This window comes from Roseomonas sp. BN140053, assembly GCF_047690175.1.
In the GTDB taxonomy this organism is placed as follows: Bacteria; Pseudomonadota; Alphaproteobacteria; order Acetobacterales; family Acetobacteraceae; genus Roseomonas.
Genome location: NZ_JBLLEB010000003.1, coordinates 1 through 16842 on the forward strand (window position 1 = coordinate 1; position 16842 = coordinate 16842).

The 16842-nt window shown below is 74.2% G+C and carries 15 protein-coding genes and 1 tRNA gene; 6 read left to right on the forward strand and 10 right to left on the reverse strand.

The window, feature by feature from the left end; all coding sequences use genetic code 11:
* Positions 1 to 232: 232 nt before the first annotated feature.
* Both ACLIBK_RS03980 and ACLIBK_RS03985 read right to left on the reverse strand, forming a co-directional pair.
* Positions 233 to 1378: an LLM class flavin-dependent oxidoreductase gene (locus ACLIBK_RS03980; protein ID WP_415385931.1), complete on the reverse strand. Its 1146-nt coding sequence runs from the start codon at positions 1376 to 1378 to the stop codon at positions 233 to 235.
* 6 nt (positions 1379 to 1384) lie between these two features.
* Entirely contained in the window at positions 1385 to 2158 is a 774-nt protein-coding gene (locus ACLIBK_RS03985) for an alpha/beta fold hydrolase (protein ID WP_415385932.1), read from the reverse strand.
* A gap of 495 nt (positions 2159 to 2653) precedes the next feature.
* Between ACLIBK_RS03985 and ACLIBK_RS03990 the strand changes: the two genes are divergently transcribed.
* The 3 genes from ACLIBK_RS03990 (at position 2654) to ACLIBK_RS04000 (ending at position 4861) form a co-directional block, all read left to right on the forward strand.
* Positions 2654 to 3460: a DUF2243 domain-containing protein gene (locus ACLIBK_RS03990; protein WP_415385933.1), complete on the forward strand. Its 807-nt coding sequence runs from the start codon at positions 2654 to 2656 to the stop codon at positions 3458 to 3460.
* 313 nt (positions 3461 to 3773) lie between these two features.
* Positions 3774 to 4088, forward strand: coding sequence for a hypothetical protein (locus tag ACLIBK_RS03995; RefSeq protein ID WP_415385934.1), 315 nt, complete (start codon positions 3774 to 3776; stop codon positions 4086 to 4088).
* 125 nt (positions 4089 to 4213) lie between these two features.
* Positions 4214 to 4861: a polysaccharide deacetylase family protein gene (locus tag ACLIBK_RS04000; protein ID WP_415385935.1), complete on the forward strand. Its 648-nt coding sequence runs from the start codon at positions 4214 to 4216 to the stop codon at positions 4859 to 4861.
* Between the two features lie 280 nt (positions 4862 to 5141).
* Here the strand turns inward: ACLIBK_RS04000 and ACLIBK_RS04005 are convergent, their stop codons facing one another.
* Together ACLIBK_RS04005 and ACLIBK_RS04010 are read right to left on the reverse strand one after the other, a co-directional pair.
* Entirely contained in the window at positions 5142 to 6140 is a 999-nt protein-coding gene (locus tag ACLIBK_RS04005) for a quinone oxidoreductase family protein (RefSeq protein ID WP_415385936.1), read from the reverse strand.
* A gap of 170 nt (positions 6141 to 6310) precedes the next feature.
* Complete coding sequence (locus ACLIBK_RS04010; protein WP_415385937.1) at positions 6311 to 7735, reverse strand: MFS transporter; 1425 nt, start codon at positions 7733 to 7735, stop codon at positions 6311 to 6313.
* 380 nt (positions 7736 to 8115) lie between these two features.
* On the opposite strand from ACLIBK_RS04010, the gene ACLIBK_RS04015 reads away from it, so the two are divergent.
* Positions 8116 to 10047, forward strand: a complete 1932-nt coding sequence (locus ACLIBK_RS04015; protein WP_415385938.1) for a hypothetical protein — start codon at positions 8116 to 8118, stop codon at positions 10045 to 10047.
* 32 nt (positions 10048 to 10079) lie between these two features.
* Positions 10080 to 11096, forward strand: coding sequence for a TAXI family TRAP transporter solute-binding subunit (locus ACLIBK_RS04020; protein ID WP_415385939.1), 1017 nt, complete (start codon positions 10080 to 10082; stop codon positions 11094 to 11096).
* Between the two features lie 81 nt (positions 11097 to 11177).
* Here ACLIBK_RS04020 and pobA read toward each other — a convergent pair whose 3' ends face one another.
* The 6 genes from pobA to pip all read right to left on the reverse strand — a co-directional run bounded on the left by pobA (position 11178) and on the right by pip (position 15918).
* On the reverse strand, positions 11178 to 12359 hold the full coding sequence (gene pobA / locus ACLIBK_RS04025; protein ID WP_415385940.1) for a 4-hydroxybenzoate 3-monooxygenase: 1182 nt from the start codon (positions 12357 to 12359) through the stop codon (positions 11178 to 11180).
* A gap of 495 nt (positions 12360 to 12854) precedes the next feature.
* Positions 12855 to 13145, reverse strand: coding sequence for a hypothetical protein (locus ACLIBK_RS04030; protein WP_415385941.1), 291 nt, complete (start codon positions 13143 to 13145; stop codon positions 12855 to 12857).
* A 152-nt stretch (positions 13146 to 13297) separates the two neighbouring features.
* Positions 13298 to 14068, reverse strand: coding sequence for a TSUP family transporter (locus tag ACLIBK_RS04035; RefSeq protein WP_415385942.1), 771 nt, complete (start codon positions 14066 to 14068; stop codon positions 13298 to 13300).
* A gap of 21 nt (positions 14069 to 14089) precedes the next feature.
* Positions 14090 to 14671: a tyrosine phosphatase family protein gene (locus tag ACLIBK_RS04040; RefSeq protein ID WP_415385943.1), complete on the reverse strand. Its 582-nt coding sequence runs from the start codon at positions 14669 to 14671 to the stop codon at positions 14090 to 14092.
* Between the two features lie 139 nt (positions 14672 to 14810).
* Positions 14811 to 14887, reverse strand: a tRNA-Arg gene (locus ACLIBK_RS04045).
* 50 nt (positions 14888 to 14937) lie between these two features.
* Positions 14938 to 15918 (reverse strand): prolyl aminopeptidase, encoded by a 981-nt coding sequence (pip, locus tag ACLIBK_RS04050; protein WP_415385944.1) that lies wholly within the window; start codon positions 15916 to 15918, stop codon positions 14938 to 14940.
* 112 nt (positions 15919 to 16030) lie between these two features.
* Here pip and ACLIBK_RS04055 point away from each other — a divergent pair, with 112 nt between their 5' ends.
* Positions 16031 to 16840 (forward strand): hypothetical protein, encoded by an 810-nt coding sequence (locus ACLIBK_RS04055; RefSeq protein ID WP_415385945.1) that lies wholly within the window; start codon positions 16031 to 16033, stop codon positions 16838 to 16840.
* Positions 16841 to 16842: the final 2 nt, after the last annotated feature.

The window sequence follows — 16842 nt, forward strand, 5'->3', positions numbered from 1 at the left end:
GACTTCGCCCGCCTCGCCCTGCGGCGCGACAAAACACGCTCCAGCTGGTTGGGCTTCGCCCATCTCGCCGCCACCCTCCTCAACCAGCGCTCCTCTCACTTCAGTCACACACCCTAAGCTCCTGGCGGGGGCTCCAAGGGGGCAGAGCCCCCTTGGCCCAGGCCGGAACATCCAGGCGCCACCGCAGCCACCCGGCCCCGGAAACTACGCATCCAGTCCTTGGCGTGGTGGGTCAGCCGCGGAGGTGCGGCATGACCTCGGCGGCGAACATTTCCATGTTGCGCTTGGCCAGGTGGTCGGGCAGCACGCCGAACTGCAGCATGGAAACGAGGTTGTTGAGGCCGGTCTGGTCGCGCATGCGCTGGATCTTCTCGCGCACCGTGCGCGGGCTGCCGATCAGGGCGGTGCCGGATTCGATCAGCGCTTCGGCGGTCATGCGGCCCGGGCGGCCGCCCAGGGCGGCGCGCAGCTTCATGGTGCGCTTGGTGGATTCCAGGGAGGTGTAGCCGGGCGGCAGCATCATCTCCCACGGGTTGCTGAGGTACTCGTTGAACAGGGTCTCGATGCCCTCGCGCGCTTCGGCCAACGCCTGCTCGTCGGTGTCGGCGACGTAGATGGGCGCGGCCCAGCCGAGCTGGTCGCCGCTGGCCTCGTAGCCCAGCTCGCGCGCCTGGTCGCGGTACATGGTCAGGTAGCGGGCCACGAGGTCGTGGGCGCTGAAGGTCACCAGGAAGGGGTAGCGGCGTTCCGGGTCGGCGGCCCAGCGGATGGTCTCGGAGGAGCCCTGGGAGGGGATCCAGATCGGCGGGTGCGGCGTCTGGTAGGGCCGCGGCCACAGGTTCACGTAGCGGTAGTTGTAGTTCTCGCTCTCGAAGCTGAAGGGGCCGGGGCGGGTCCAGGCGGCCACGATCAGGTCGTGCGCTTCCTGGAACTTCTCGTGCGAGAAGGCGGGGTTGATGCCGGTGGCGTGGTATTCCGTGCCGATGCCGCGCACGAAGCCCGCGATGATGCGGCCGCGCGACATGTTGTCCAGCATGGCGAATTCCTCCGCCAGCGCGATCGGGTTGTTCACCAGCGGCAGGGCGCGGCCGAGAATGGCGATCTTCACCCGCTTGGTGCGCTGGATCAGCGCGGAGGCGATCAGGTTAGGCGCCGGCATCATGCCGTAGGCGGTCTGGTGGTGCTCGTTCACCGCCACCGCGTCGAAGCCGAGCTCTTCCGCGTAGACCAGCTGGTCCATGTAGGAATCGTACTCGTCGGCGCCCTTGACCGGGTCGTACAGGTCGTTGGGCAGCACCACCCAGGCGGAGCGGTGCTTGCGGCGCTCCGCCATGTCCAGCGGGCGGTAGGGCATCAGGGTGAAGCAGACGAAGCGCATGGTTGCTTACTTCCCCTCCAGGAAGGCGAGGACGCGGTCGGCGGTGACGGCCGGCTTCTCGATGTGCGGCAGGTGGCCGCATTCGCGCAGGCGCTCGACGCGGATGTCGGGGATCTGGGCTTCCCAGGCGGCGGCATAGGCCGCGGGCAGCAGCTTGTCCTCCTCGCCCCAGAGCAGCAGGGTGGGGACCTGGATGCGGTGCAGCCAGCGTTCCAGCGCCGGGTTGAACCAGCGCGGCTGCCAGCCCAGGCGCGCCGCCATGAAGCGGCTGTTGAGCTGCAGGTCGCGCTCTTCCTCCGACACCTCGGTGGCCAGGATGTGGTCCGCGAGCGCCTGGTCGTGGAACAGGTTGCGCACGGAGTCCTCGGGGCTCCAGATGAAGTTGTCGCCGGAGGGGATGCCCTTGACCCGCAGCCCCGCGGGGGCGAGCAGCGTCAGCGAGGCGAGCTGCGTGCAGTTGCGCGTGGCCAGTTCCGCCGCGATCCAGCCGCCCAGCGAATTGCCCACGAGGTGCAGCTTCGGCAGCGCGAGCCCGTCCAGCACGTCGAGGTAGTACATCGCCATGTCGTTGACGTCGCGCAGCCATTTCGGGTTGTCCGACGCGCCGAAGCCGGGGTGTTCCAGCACGAGGACCTCGTAGCGCTGGCTCAGCGCCTCGAAGAAGGGGCCCCAGACCGGCAGGCCGGAGGCGCCGTGCAGGAACAGCAGGGGCTCGCCGCTGCCGCTGCGCAGCGAGCGGACGCTGATGTCGCGGACCCGATGTCGTTCCTCTCTCGGCATGGGCCGAGCCCTCCCTGAAACTGCTTCGGCAACAAGTTGGGGAGGATGGCGGCGGAAGGCAAATGCCCGGGCGTCGAGCCCGGCCTGCCCTCGCGCGGCGACGGGTGGCGCCACCGCCCGGGGTGTCCGCCGCCCGTGCCGCCGCGCAATGGGCGTGGTGCCTGCAGCAGCACCCGGCGCGCCGTTTGCCGCGCGGCCGTGCAATGGGCGTGGTGCCCGCACCACCGCCCGACGCGCCCTTCGCCCGCGCCGCCGTGCTGCCCGGGTTGGCCCCGACCCGGCCGCAGGCGCGCCGGGGCCGCGGTGCCGGTTCTTCCAGGCGTCACAACGACGTGGGGCATCGCTGCGGCGGCGGGGCCGCTCGCCTAGCTGCTTTGCGGGCGGGGACGGAACGGACATGCAGCAACATCATCCCGGATACGGCGCGCGGCACGGTGCCACGAGGCAACGGCGGATAGCAGCCGGCGGCATGGCCCGCGCGGGGAGCGCCCGGGCATGAGCGGCGCGGTGGGCGCGGTTGCCCGGCCCACGGGCGGGCTGCAAGGCGCGGGCTGGGTACTGGGCTTCGCGCTGGGCGGCTTCTTCGACGGCATCCTGCTGCACCAGGTGCTGCAATGGCACCACTTCCTCAGCCTGGTGGAGGGCGAGGCGCTGCGCGACATCCGCACCCAGATCCTGGCGGACGGGCTGTTCCACGTCGCGGTCTACGCCATCGTCGCCGTGGGGCTGTGGCTGTTGTGGCGGGCGCGCGCGGGGTTCAGCGGCGCGCCGGCCGACCGCACCCTGCTGGGCAGCGCGCTGCTGGGCTTCAGCCTGTGGCAGTTCGTGGACGTGGTGGTGTTCCACTGGATCATCGGCATCCACCGCATCCGCGTGGACGTGCCCGACCCGCTGCTGTGGGACGTCGGCTGGCTGGTCGTGACCGGCCTGCCGCCGCTGTTTGCCGGCTGGTGGCTGCGCCGCCATCCCGGCGGTGGCGCGCCGCCGGCCGGCGGGGCGCGGCGGGCCGCGGTGCCCGGCGCGCTGGCGCTGCTGGCGGTGCTGGCCGCCTCCTTCGCCTCGCTGCCGCCTCCGGGGGCGGCCACCACGCTGGTGCTGTTCCGCCCCGGCACCGGCCTGGCCGGCGCGATGGCGGCGGTGGCGGCGGTGGACGGGCGGCTGGCCTGGGCCGATCCGTCCGGCGAGCTGGTGTCGGTGCAGCTGGGCCCCGACAGCAGCCGCTGGGACCTGTACCGGCACGGCGCGCTGCTGGTGGGGACCTCGGCGCTGTCGGGCGGTTGCCTGAGCTGGACGCGCATCTAGGGGCTGCCGGCGCTTTCCCGTGGCCCGCAGGCCCTGCCATCTGGCGTGCAGGCTTCGGGGGCGGGAAAGCCGCTTCTGCTGGCCGGCAAGGGGGCCACAGGCCGGTGATGGGCATATGGCATGCGGCATCCCGGTGCCGAAGCCTTCCGCCGTGCTGCTGTCGGCGTGGCCGCACCACGGATGATGGCGGCCCGGCCCCGACCGGCCGGCGGCGCCCTGTTCCGCCCCGCAGCGGAGGCCCGGGGCGGCCACGACATTCCCAACCCCGCGTGCCGCGCGGCGTTGACCCTGTAGCATTCGCCAGGAGCGCAACATGGCCCCGCCCACCACGCCCGCCGACAAGACCAGCAACATCATGCCGGAGGAGAACGCGGTTTCCAGCAAGACCGACTTCGACGGTCCCGACCCGCGGCCGCGCGACAAGTCGCCGGAGCACCAGTACAATCCGTCGCCGGGCGACAACAACAACCGGACCGACCCCGACGCCCCCGGCGGGCCCGTGAACATCCGCGTCAAGGGTGCTGCCGGCGATGCGCCCGGCCAGCCGGACGAGCAGGCCGAGCCGGATAACGGCGTCACGGAGGAAACCCGGGCCAAGACCACCGGAATGGGCAAGGCCGGCGTCTAGGGGCGGGCACACCCCGGCCGGGGCGGGTCGCACCCGCCCCCCTGGGCTGACGGCGCGGGCGGGCTTCGCGCAGGATGCGGCCTCGCGCCGCGGCCGGGGCAGTTCCGGGCGGCCAGGGGGAAACAATGTTCGACCTGACGCTGAGCTTCGACAACGGCCCCGAGCCGGAGGTGACGCCCGCCGTGCTGGACGTGCTGCGGGCACGCGGGCTGCGCGCGACCTTCTTCACCATCGGCCAGAAGCTGGCGCGCCCCGAGGGGCAGGCGCTGAGCCGCCGCGCCCATGACGAGGGCCACTGGATCGGCAACCACACCTGGACCCATTCCGTGCCCTTCGGCGAGCGCCGGGAGCCGGACCTGGTGGAGCAGGAACTGGTGCAGACCGAGCGCGCGATCGGCGACCTCGCGCATCCGCGGCGCCTGTTCCGGCCCTTCGGCGGCGGCGGCAACCTCGACGCCCGGCTGCTGAACCCGGCGGTGCTGCGGCACCTGCAGGCGCAACGCTACACCTGCGTGCTGTGGAACGCCGTGCCGCGCGACTGGGCGGACCCGGAGGGCTGGTGCGACACGGCGCTGGCGCAGTGCCAAGCGCAGCCCTGGACGCTGATGGTGCTGCACGACCTGCCCACCGGCGCGATGCGGCACCTGGACCGCTTCCTCGGCACGGTGGCGGAACGCGGCGGCCGCATCCGCCAGGACTTCCCGCCGGACTGCGTGCCGATCGCCGAAGGTCAGGTTGTGCGGCCGATCGACGGCTACGTGACGCAGCACTGAGCGCGGCGGGCCGCCGGGGGTGTGCGGGTGGGGCGGTTGCGCGTGGGTGTTCGGGCCGAGGCCAAGGGGGCTCTGCCCCCTTGGAGCCCCCGCGAGGAGCTTAGGCTCCTCGACCTCATGAGTGCCTCCGGCGGGGGCGGGTTGGACAACGGTGCCCGCCATGACCGACGTGCATTATCCCGCCCCCGCCGGAGGCACTCAACGTGGGGTCCGGGGAGTTTAAACTCCCCGGCGGGGTCCAGGGGCAGCGCCCCTGGCCAACGCCGGAACACTCAGACTGCTACGGCAGCAACACGCTCGACCCAGCCGTCCCGCCGGCCTCCAGCGCGCGGTGCGCTTCGGCGGCGTCGCGCAGGGGCCAGCGCTGGCCGATCCGCGGGCGGATGGCACCGGCGGCCACCAGGTCGAAGACGCGGCCCACGACGCCGCGGAAGCGTTCGGGGTGGCCGAGGTAGTAGTGCACGCCCGGGCGGCACACCGACAGCGAGCCTTTCTGCGCCAGCAGCAGCAGGTCCAGCGGCGGCACGTGGCCGGAGGCGTTGCCGTAGTTCACCAGCATCCCGAAGGGCCGCGTGCAGTCGAGCGAGGGGATGAAGGTGTCCTTGCCCACCCCGTCGAACACGGCCGCGACGCCCTCCGGCACAACCGCGCGCACGGCGGCCACGAAGTCGGTTTCGCGGTACAGGATCGGGACGGCGCAGCCGTGCTCGGCGGCGATGCGCGCCTTGTCGGGTGAACCCACGGTGCCGATCACCGTGGCGCCAAGGTGGTGCGCCCAGCTGGTCAGGAGGAGGCCGACGCCGCTGGCGGCCGCGTGGATCAGCACGGGGTCGCCGGGCTGCGGGGTGAAGATGCGGTCGATGATGCCCGCGGCTGTCAGCCCCTTCATCATCACGGCGGCGGCCTGTTCGTCGCTGATGCCGTCGGGAATCGGCACCAGCCGTTCGGCCGGGAGGTTGCGCTCCTCGGCATAGGCGCCGGTGTTCTCGTAGAAGGCGCCGCCGGTGCCGACATAGCCGACGCGGTCGCCCGGCTTCACCGCCGTCACGCCGGGGCCCAGCGCGGTCACCACGCCGGCAGCCTCGTTGCCGGGGATCAGCGGCATCGGCAGTGGCTCGGGCCGGTAGAAGCCGCCGCGGCGGACGTTGACGTCGGAAAAGTTCAGGGCGATGGCCGTGTGGCGCACCCGCGCCTCGCCCGGGCCGGGGGGCGCGATCGGCACCTCCTCCCAGCGCAGCTGCTCGGGGCCGCCATGGGCGTGGATCCGGATCGCCTGCATTCTGCGTGTTCTCTCCTGCGGTTGGTCGGGCGGGCTGGGGCCCGTTGCGCAAAGGCCCGGTGCGCGGGGCTGAGGGCCGGGGCCGCCGCCCGGGCCAGCGCCGCGTGGGCCGGCGTTCCCCTGGCCGGTGCTGCGGTGGCCGGTGCTGCCGGCACCGGCCTGTTTCCGGCTCAGTTCTCGGTCAGCGCGTCGCCGCTGGCCTTGCGGCCGAAGGTGATGCTCAGCACGGCGGCGCAGAGGCCGGCGACGGCGATGGGGATCACCGCCAGCAGGTAGAGGTTCTGCACCGAAACCTGGGCGCCGATCAGCGCCGCGGCGATCATCGGCCCGCCGATCGAGCCGAAGCGGGCGACGCCGAAGGCCCAGCCGGACCCGTTGGCGCGAAAGGCCGTGGGGTAGATCAGCCCCGAGGCGGCGTTGAGGCCGAAATTCACCCCCAGGATCGTCACCCCCGCCAGGAACACCACCACCAGCAGCGCGGTCTCGGTGGTGGCGAGGAAGCCGATGGAGGCCACCACCGGGCAGGCCAGGACGTAGAGCAGCGTCATGAACTTGAAGCCGTAGCGGCCGAACCAGGGGCCGAAGCACAGCCCGGCCACGGTGCCGCCGAGCTGGAACAGCGCGATGGCGGTGATGGAGCGGCTCACCGGCGCGCCGATGCTGTTGAACAGCAGCGGCATCCAGCTGTTGAGGAAGTAGAACACCATGCCGGTGATGATGAACAGCAGCCACAGCAGCGGCGTCACCCAGCGCAGCCGGCCCGCGAAGAGGTCGCGCAGGTGGAAGTCGCGCGGCGGTTCCGCCGGCACGGTGAAGCGCGGGGCGGGGCCGAAGTCGCGCTCCGGCGCCAGGCGGCGCAGGATGCGGGCGATGCGCGGGTCGGCGGGGTCGCGCAGGCTGAGGAACTTCAGCGATTCCGGCAGCGCGAAGGCCGCGGCGGCGGCCAGCACCAGCGGGATGACCCCGCCGATGAGGTACAGGATCTGCCAGCCGTGCACGGGCACCAGCAGGTTCGCCACCGGCCCGGGAATGGCGCCGCCGAAGGTCAGGCCGGTGATGGTGATCACCACCATGGTCGCCCGCACCCGGCGCGGCGCGTATTCGGCGTTGAGCGAGATGATCGCCGGCGTCAGCCCGCCGATGCCGATCCCCGCCAGCGCCCGCAGCACGATCAGCTCGGGCAGCGAGCTGGCCCAGGCGGCGGCCAGGGTGAAGGCCCCGAAGATCAGCGTGGAAGCGATGATCGCGGGCTTGCGGCCGTAGCGGTCGGCGACCCAGCCCAGGCCGGGGGCGCCGAAGAACATGCCCACGAAGGTGGCGCTGAACACCGGCCCGAACTCGGCCGGGTTGGCGATGTTCCAGGCCCGCATCAGGGCCGGCGCGGTGAAGGCGACGGCGGTGATGTCGTAGCCTTCCAGCAGCGCCAGCAGAAAGGTCCAGAACAGCAGGGAGATGTGGAAGCCCCCCACCGGGCGGCTGTCCACGAGCTGCGCGATGTCGATGGCGCCGCGGTTGCCGGCCGCGGTGCCGGCGGGAAGGGCGGCGGGAAAGCCCGGGCCGGGCAGGCGGCCCGGCGTCGCGCCTGACATGGACATGCGGTGTTTTCCCCCCTGGTTCTTCGCGCCCCTGCCCGACGGCCGTGCCGCCCCCGCGAAGGGGCGGCCCGCCGCTGTTCGGGCGAGGGTTGTTCCGGGCCGCAGCATGCTGCGGCCCGCGGCGCCGGGAAAGGCGTGCGGCGGCGGCGGCATCGACCGCCACGCGTGGGCGCAGGCTGTTCACCAGCCGGCTGAAGCGGGGATGCCGGCTGTTGGGCGCGCCGGAATCGTTTCAAAAACGTACAAATGGCCTTGGGAATGATGCGGCCTTCGCGATAGGCTGGCCGCGACTCGGCAGGGAGCCGGGAGCGCTCCGCCGGTTCCCTGCGCTGCCACCGTCCGGGGGAGGCGACCGCGTCGCCATGAACGTATCGCCGTCTTTGCCGAGCCTGACGATCGACGACGCAGTCGGCGACTTCATGGGCGAGGCCGGCGCTTCCCCCTGGACCGTGCTGCGCGACTGCCCGCTTCCCCCGGAGATGCCGGAGCCCGCGGCCAGGATCCGGCTCGTGCTGCTGAACCCGGCGGTCGGCCTGCTGCTGCTGGACCTGGCGCCCGACCAGGTGGCGCGGGCCGCGGCCCGGCTGCGGGCCCGGCTGGATGCGGGGGGATTCGGGCGGGCCTTCCAGGGCCATCTGCCGATCGTCTACCGCTCCCTGACCGGCGCGGACCTGTGGCGCCTGACCAGCGTGCTGGACTCCGACCTGCAGGCCCAGCCGCCGATCGGGGTGCGCGACGGTGCCTGGGTCGAGGCCGCGCGGCGGATCCTCGCCGCGCCCTTGCCGGAGGGGACCGAGGTGGCCACGGCCGCCCGGCCGGCCAGCGCCGACGCTTCCGCCGGCCCGGCGGCGCCGGAGGTCGATGCGGCTGCGGCACCGGCGGAGGCGGCGGGCCCCACCACCCCGCCGCGGCCGGCGCCGGGCGTGGATCGGCCGCCGCCGCAGGCCCGGGAGCGCTCGCGCGTGCCCCTTCTTCTCGCCGTGGCCGTGCTGGCCGCCGGGGGTGTCGGGGCGGGGATCTGGGCGGGGTACGGCCGGTGGCCGGCAGCCGGCCCGTCCGGTGCGGCGGAACATCCCGCCGGCTACGCCGCCGCGGTGCCCGGGGCGGGCGGGTTATCCCAGCCCCCGCCACCCGGCGCCACAGTGGGGGAGCAGGCCGGAACAGCAGCGGGACGGACGGCTTCCGTAGCACCGGCAGCGACGGCGCCCGCGGTGGTGCCCGCCGCCGTGCCGCAACCGCCGTGGGGCGGCGGGCCGGGGGTGCTTCCCGGGCTGGAAACGGCGGTGCCGGCCGAAGCCCCGCCGCAGGACCCTGGCGAAACGGCGGTGGCGCTGGCCGGTGCGGCTGGACCGGCCGGGATGGCCGCGGCGACCCGGTCACCGCCAGTGCCGCCCGGCGAGGCCGCGCCAGAGCGCGAGGTGGCAGCCGGTTCGGGGGAGGAAGCAGCGGCCGGGATGCCCGGCATGGCGGCCGGTCCGGAGCCGGCCCGGCCCATCGCGGAAGCGGCCGTGCCGGTGTTGACGCCGGTTCCCGCCGGTACCCCGCCGGAGCCGCTGGCCGCCACCGGGGAGGGGGAGCGCCGGGCCATTCCCGACTCCGCTCCGGCAGGCCGGGACGAACCCGGCCCGGTGGAGCTTCCGGAAGCCACCCCCCCGTTGCCGGCTGCCCTGCCGGCCACGGGAAGCGCGGCCCTGGCCGCCGTTCCGCCCGAGCTTCCTGCTCCGCCGCCCGGTGCCGGGGAGCCGGCAGCCGCAGCCTTGCCACCGGGAGCCGCATCCCTGCCGCCGGAGGCCACGGGGCCGGAGGCGGAGCGCCGGCTGGTGGCGGCCGCCTTCCCGGCCCCGGTGCCGCTTCCCGCCGCGCCCCTGCCGCCGCCCGAAGCGCCCCGGCCCGTCGTTGCCCCCCCGCTTTCCGGGCCGCCGCCGCCATCGGTGGCCGCCTCCGCGCTGCCGGCCGCCGCGTCGCCGCTGCCGCCCGTCGCGGGGCCGCCTTCGCCGCCGCCGGCGCCGGCCCCCTCGCCGGAACTGGTGGCCGTGCTGCTGCGCCGCGGGGACGCCATGTTCGCGGCAGGCGATATTTCCGCCGCGCGGCTGTTCTATGAGCGCGCCGCCGCGGCCGGCAGCGGCGCGGCGGCGACCGCCATGGGGCGCAGCTTCGATCCCGCCTTCCTGGCGGGCATCGGGGCGCGCGGCATCCGGCCCGATCCCCGCGCCGCCGCCACCTGGTATCGGCGTGGCGCCGAGCTGGGACAGGCCGAGGCTGCCGGGCTGGCGCGGCGCCTGGGGATTGAGGACGGGCAGGCGAGGCGGTGATGGCCGGGGCAGCGAGGGGGGAGGAGCGCGCGATGCGGGATGGTGCGGTGGGGCGGCGCGACCTGCTCGCCCTCGCGGCGCTCGCCTGGCCCACGCTGGCGCGGCCGGCTGCGGCGCAGGGCGGGGCGGCGTCCCTGTCCGCCCTGACGGCGCAGGCGAATGCCGGCACGGTGGGCGTGGTGTCGGGTGGCGTGGACGGCACCTATGTCCGCATCGCCGCCGACCTGGCCGCGGTGCTGGACGATGGCGACCGGCTGCGGGTGCTGCCGATCATCGGCCGCGGCTCGGTGCAGAACCTGTCCGACATCGCCCTGGTGCGCGGCGTCGACATCGGCATCGTGCAGTCCGACGCGCTGGCCTTCGTGCGCCGCCGGCGGCTGCTGGCCGGCGCGGAACAGATGATCCAGTACATCGCCAAGCTCTACGACGAGGAACTGCACGTGCTGGCGGGACCCGGCATCGGCCGGCTGCAGGACCTCGCCGGCCGCGTGGTGAACCTGGACGGGCGCGGCAGCGGCACGGCGATGACGGCCTCGCTGGTGCTGGAAACCCTGGGCATCGCGGCGAGGCCGGCCTTCGACCCGCAGGACGTGGCGCTGGAGAAGCTGCGCCGGGGCGAGATCGCGGCGCTGGCCTACGTGGCCGGCAAGCCGACGCGGCTGTTTGCCGGCCTGCCGCCGGATTCCGGGCTGCACTTCGTGCCGGTGCCGATGACGCCGGCGCTGCTGGAAACGCACCTGCCCTCGCGGCTCGGCGCCGCCGAGTACCCCTTGCTGGTGCCGGCCGATGCGCCGGTGGACACGCTGGCGGTGGGCGCGGTGATGGCGGTCTATGCCTGGCAGCCCGGCACGGAGCGCCACCGCAAGGTCGCAGCCTTCGTGGACGCCTTTACCGCGAAGTTCGAGGAATTCCTGCGCCCGCCGCGCCACCCGAAATGGCGCGAGGTGAACCTGCAGGCCCAGGTGCCGGGCTGGGTGCGCTTCGACCCGCGCGCCGAGCCGCCGCCGCCGCCGGTGCCCGCGCGGCGGCCGCGCAGCTGGGGGCCCTGAGCGGCGGCCCGCCGGCCGCGCAGCGCGAGCCCGGCTGCGCGGCGCGCCCGGTCGCGGCCCCCGCCCGTGCAGGGCAGTCCGTCAGTGCAGCGGCAGGCCGACGTAGTTCTCGGCCACCACGCGCTGCGCGGCGGCGGAGTCGCGGATATAAGACAGCTCGGCCACCTGCATGCGGCGCGCGAAGGGGTCCATGTCCGGGAAGCGGTGGGTCAGGCCGGTGAACCACCAGGAAAAGCGCTCCGCCTTCCACACGCGGGCCAGGGCGCGGGCGGAATAGCCCTCCAGCCCTTCGTGGCTGTTGTGGGCATAGCGGCGGATCAGCGCCTCGGCCAGGATCGCCACGTCGGAGGCGGCGAGGTTCAGCCCCTTGGCGCCGGTGGGCGGCACGATATGCGCCGCGTCGCCGGCCAGGAAGAGCCGGCCGTGGCGCATGGGTTCCGCCACGAAGGAGCGCAGCGGGGCGATGCTCTTCTCGATGGAGGGGCCGCGGGTCATGCGGGAGGCGGCTTCCTCGCCCAGGCGGATCGCCAGCTCGTCCCAGATGCGCTCGTCCGGCCAGTCCGCCAGCTTCTCGTCCAGCGGCACCTGCACGTAGTAGCGCGAGCGGGTGGGCGAGCGCATGGAGGCCAGCGCGAAGCCGCGGGCGTGGTTGGAATAGATCAGCTCGTGGTCGCAGGGCGGCACGTCGGCCAGGATGCCCAGCCAGCCGAAGGGGTATTCGCGCTCATACACGCGCAGCACCTCCGCTGGGATAGCGGCGCGGCTGGGGCCGTGAAAGCCGTCGCAGCCGGCGACGTAGTCGCAGTCCAGCCGCTGTTCCGCGCCGTCGCGGCGATAGGTGACGAAGAGGGCGTCGCCGTCCAGCCCGTGCAGCGAAACGTCCTCGGCCTCGAACACCAGGGGAGCGTTGCGGGACTGGTGGGCCGCGATCAGGTCGCGGGTGACCTCGGTCTGGCCGTACACCGTGACCGATTTGCCGCCGGTGAGTTCGCGCATGTCGATGCGGAACAACTCGCCGTCCAGGGCCAGGCGGAAGCCGTTATGCGGCAGGCCTTCGGCGTGCAGGCGGTCCGCCACGCCCGCGCGTTCCAGCAGGTCCACCGTGCCCTGTTCCAGCACGCCGGCGCGGATGCGGCTTTCCACATAGGCCTGGTCGCGCCGTTCCAGCACGATGCTGTCCACCCCCGCAACGTGCAGCAGCTGCGACAACAGCAGCCCCGCCGGCCCCGCGCCGATGATGGCCACCTGTGTCCGTTGCGCCATGGAAGCTGCCCCCCGCCCAAAAACCGTTCTCCCGCGAATGTGTGGCGCGGGGTTGCCCAGGCGACAACCGCCCGCGCCGCGGAAACCGCCCGCCAGGACGCGCCCCGTGGGTCGGCACGGTCCCGCAGGCTGCCCGTGAACCGGCCGGGGTCGCGCGTCGGTCGGGGGTTCCCGGTGGGGTGGTTGGTTCCGGGGTGTTCAGGCGGGGGCTCCAAGGGGGCTCTGCCCCCTTGGAGCCCCCGCGAGGAGCTTAGGCTCCTCGACCTCATGAGTGCCTCCGGCGGGGGCGGGATGGCCCACGTCGGTTATCACGGACAACGCTGTCCAACCCCCCCCCGCCGGAGGCACTCAACGCGGGGTCCGGGGAGTTCGTAACTCCCCGGCTCGGGACAAAGGCTTCGCCTTTGCCCTGGGGTCCAGGGGCAGCGCCCCTGGCCACGGCCAGAGCCACCCGGACCCACCCCCCACCGGGAACGCCGGGGCGACGCGCGCCGGTCAGAGGGCGCTGTGGGCGGCGGACAGGGCGTCGCGGGCGGCTTCCAGGGCGGCCAGGGACAGGGTGCCGTGTTTCACCGCGGCCTTGTCGCTCTGGTCCGTGCCGTCCAGCTGTTCGCGGGCGTCCTCGACGCCGGCGGCCAGCTGGTCGCGCATGTCTTCCAGCCGTTCCTTGACCTCGGCGCGGTCCACCTCGGCGCCGGCCAGCCAGCCCGAAACGATCGTGTCCACCTCACGCGTAATGCGCCCCGGCGAGCTTCCCTTGCCCGCCAGCTCGGCGATGCGGGCCAATGCCGCATTCCCCGGCCTGGGCGTCGGCGCGCCCTTCCGTCCAGCCATGCTTCCCGTTGTCCAACCTGATCCTTGCCGCCGGAATATGGGGATGGTTCCCCCTTTGTCCCAGCGGTCGGGGTGCCCCGCGTGCACGGGGCGGGCGGCGGCGTTCAGCCGCCTTCGCCCAGCAGGGCGCGCAGGGCGGCCAGGGCGGCGGTGGCGACCATCAGCCCCAGCGCCACCGGCCGGTAGTGCCCGCCCGGGCTGGCACGGTACAGCCGGTCCCCCAGCCAGGAGCCCGCCCATACGGCGGGAAAGGTCAGGGCGGCGGCGCCCACCACGGGCCCGGTCACCACCCCGCCCAGGGCGAGGGGCAGCAGCGCCATGCCCGAGGTGGCCAGAAAGAACACCACCATGGAAGCGCGCGCCACGGCGGTGCTGTTGGGGGAGGCGAGAAAGAAGGCGATCACCGGCGGCCCCGGCATGCCGGTGGTGCCGTTGAACAGCCCGGCCAGCACGCCGAAGGGCAGGGCGTGCCAGGGGCGGGCGCGGCCGGGCAGGCGCAGGCCGCCGGCCAGCACCCCCACCGCCGCCAGCACCGCCGCGGCGATCAGCAGGCGCAGCAGCCCGGCCGGCAGCACGGTCAGCGCCCAGAGGCCCGGCGGCGTGGCCAGCAGGGCGCCGAGCAGCAGCAGCCGCAGCGAGCGCCAGTCGCACAGGTACAGCGCCCGGCGCACGCCGCTGAGCCCCACCAGGGCCTGCAGCACCAGCACCAGGGGCACGGCCTGCGCCGGCGGCAGGATCAGGCTGAGCAGCGGCACGGCCGCCAGGGCGAAGCCGAAGCCGGTGAAGCCGCGGATCAGCCCGGCGCCGAACACCATGAACAGGCCGAGTGCCACCAAGGCGGGGGACAGGCCGGCGGCGAAGTTGGCATCGGGCATGGCGCGGCGTTTCGGGCGGGGTCAGGCGCGCTCGGCGGCGTCGACTTCGCGCCCGCGCCCGGCTTCGCGCATCAGGGGGGCGAGGTGCGGCCGGATCGCCAGCTGCGCGCGGTAGAGCGGCGGCAGGGCGGCGGTGATCGCGCCGCCGCGGCCCAGCAGGGCATCGCCCATCTCGACCATGCGCAGGTTGGGCCAGGCCTTGGGGCGGATGCGGGCGATCTCGGCCAGGATCTCGGGCGCGGGGCGGTCGGGCAGGGCCTGCGCCAGGACCAGCAGCAGGGCGGCGGTGGAACGGGAGATGCCGGCATGGCAGTGCACCAGCAGGTGCGCCGCGGGCCGCGGTTCGGCCTGCAGGTCGCGGCCGAAGGCGAGGATGGCGGTCACGTCCGCTTCCCGCGGGGGCTGCCGGTCGGGCTGGTCGGGCTCGATCACGTCATGGAAGCGGAGCTCCAGCTTGCGATGCTCGCCGAAGGTGCCGAAGGCCTCGGGCACCGGCCAGTCCGGGTCGAGGATGGACAGCACGTGGGACACGCCGGTGTCGCAGTGGCCGGTGAGTTCCTCGATGCCGCACACGCCGATGCGGAACGGGGCGATGGTGTCCATGGCGGGAAGGGCGCGCTCCGTCGCGGCGGGTGGGGAAAGCGGCCGGTGGGGCACCGGGCGCGCGGGGCCGGAACGTGCCCCGGGATGGGAGCGGTGCCGGAAGGGGCAGCGCGCGGTCCGGGCGCGGCGCGGGGAAGGGTGGTGTCCCCGGCGGGATTCGAACCCACGGCCCCCAGATTAGGAATCTGGTGCTCTATCCGGCTGAGCTACGGAGACGCCGCGCGCAGCATAGCATTCCCGCCTGCCGCGGCCAGGGCCCTCGCGCGTCAGCCGCCGCGCCGGCGGAAGCGTTCCACCGCCGCCACCAGCGCCGTGCGCACGCCGGGCTCCAACGCGGAATGGCCGGCATCGGGCACCACGGTCAGGCGTGCCCGCGGCCAGTTCTCCAGCAGCTCGAAGGCGCTGGCGGGGGGGCAGACCATGTCGTAGCGGCCCTGCACGATCTCGGCGGGGATGCCGGCCAGGCGGCTCATGCCGCCCAGCAGGCCGCCGGGGGGCAGGAACAGGTCATGGGCGAAGTAGTGCGCCTCGATCCGCGCCAGCCCCAGGGCGGAACGGTCCTGCGCGAAGGAGGCCACGGTTTCGGGCGAGGGCAGCAGGGTGGAGCAGAGCCCCTCGTAGTTGCTCCAGGACCGGGCGGCGCCCAGGTGCACGGCCGGGTCGGGGTCGCAGAGGCGGCGCAGATAGGCCGCCAGCAGGTCGTGGCGTTCCTCGGGCGGGATGTGCTCGGCGAAATTGGCCCAGGCGTCGGGGAAGATGCGGCGCAGCCCGTACAGAAACCAGTCCACCTCCTCGGCGCGGCCCAGGAAGATGCCGCGCAGCACGCAGCCCAGCACGCGCTCGGGATGCGCCTGGGCATAGGCCAGAGCCAGGGTGGAGCCCCAGGAGCCGCCGAACAGCAGCCAGCGCTCGATGCCCAGGAAGCGGCGCAGCGTCTCGATGTCCTCCACCAGGTGAGGGGTGGAGTTGTCGCGCAGCTCGCCCAGCGGGCGGGAGCGGCCGGCGCCGCGCTGGTCGAAGATCACCACCCGCCAGTGGTAGGGGTCGAAGAAGCGCCGGTGCACCGCCCCCGCCCCGGCGCCGGGCCCGCCATGGAGGAACAGCACGGGCTGCCCGCGCGGATTGCCCACCTGTTCCCAGTACATGACGTGGCCGGGGCCGCCCGCCGACACGGCGCTGGGCGGGGTCAGCGGCAGCAGCCCGGTCTCGTAGGGGGAAATATCGGGGAAAAGGTCGCCGCGCGGCATCGGGGGCTTTGTCGCCCGAAGCGGCCCGCCAGCGCAATCAGCCGCGACGACATCGGTGCGCAACGGGGCCTGCCCCCTTCGACAAAAGCCGCATCGCGCCTACCTTGAGGGGATGGCCGAACCTTCCCCCACCCGCACCCCCTGGGACGGCCGCTCCCGGCGTGCCCAGGCCGGGCGCGACGGCGCGGCGGGCAGCCGGGCGCCCGGCACGATCCGCTGCGCCGTGTGCGGCACCGAGAGCCGCCAGTCCCGCCCGCGGGCGCAGCCGCCCGAACAGGCGCCCGACCTGGACCTGCGGCCGGGCGAGCCGCTGCGCTCCACCATGGCCACCTGGCTGCAGCAGTGCCCACATTGCGGCTACGCCGCGCCGGATATTTCCCGCGTCCACCCGGCGGTGGCGCAGGCGGTGGCGGCCGCGCCCTTCCGGGCCCTGGTGAACGACACCAGCCACCCCGCCCTGGCGCGGCGCTTCCTGGGCTGGGCCCATGTGCTGGAGGAAAGCGGCGCGCTGCATGCCGCCGCCGAGGCCACGCTGCAGGCCGCCTGGGTGGCCGATGACGAGAACCAGCCGGAGCTGGCCAGCCTGTGGCGGCGCGAGGCCGTGGCGCTGTGGCGCGCCGGCCCGCCGCTGGACCACGAGCAGACCGTGCGCGTGGTGGACGCGCTGCGCCGCGCCCGCGCCTGGGACGATGCCGGCGCTTCCGCCCGGGCCGCGGCGGCCGATGCCCCGCCCGAGGCCGCGGCGCAGGTGCTGGCGCTGGAAGCGCGGCTGATCGCGGCGCGCGACGACGGGCGGCACAGCGTCGCTTCCGCCCTGCCGCCGCCCTCGCGCCGGCCGCACGTGGCGCAGCGCGGCACGCCCAGCCGGCCGGGCGCGCCGGGCTGGTGGGCGCAGCTGCGCCGCTGGTTCGGCGGGCGTTGAGC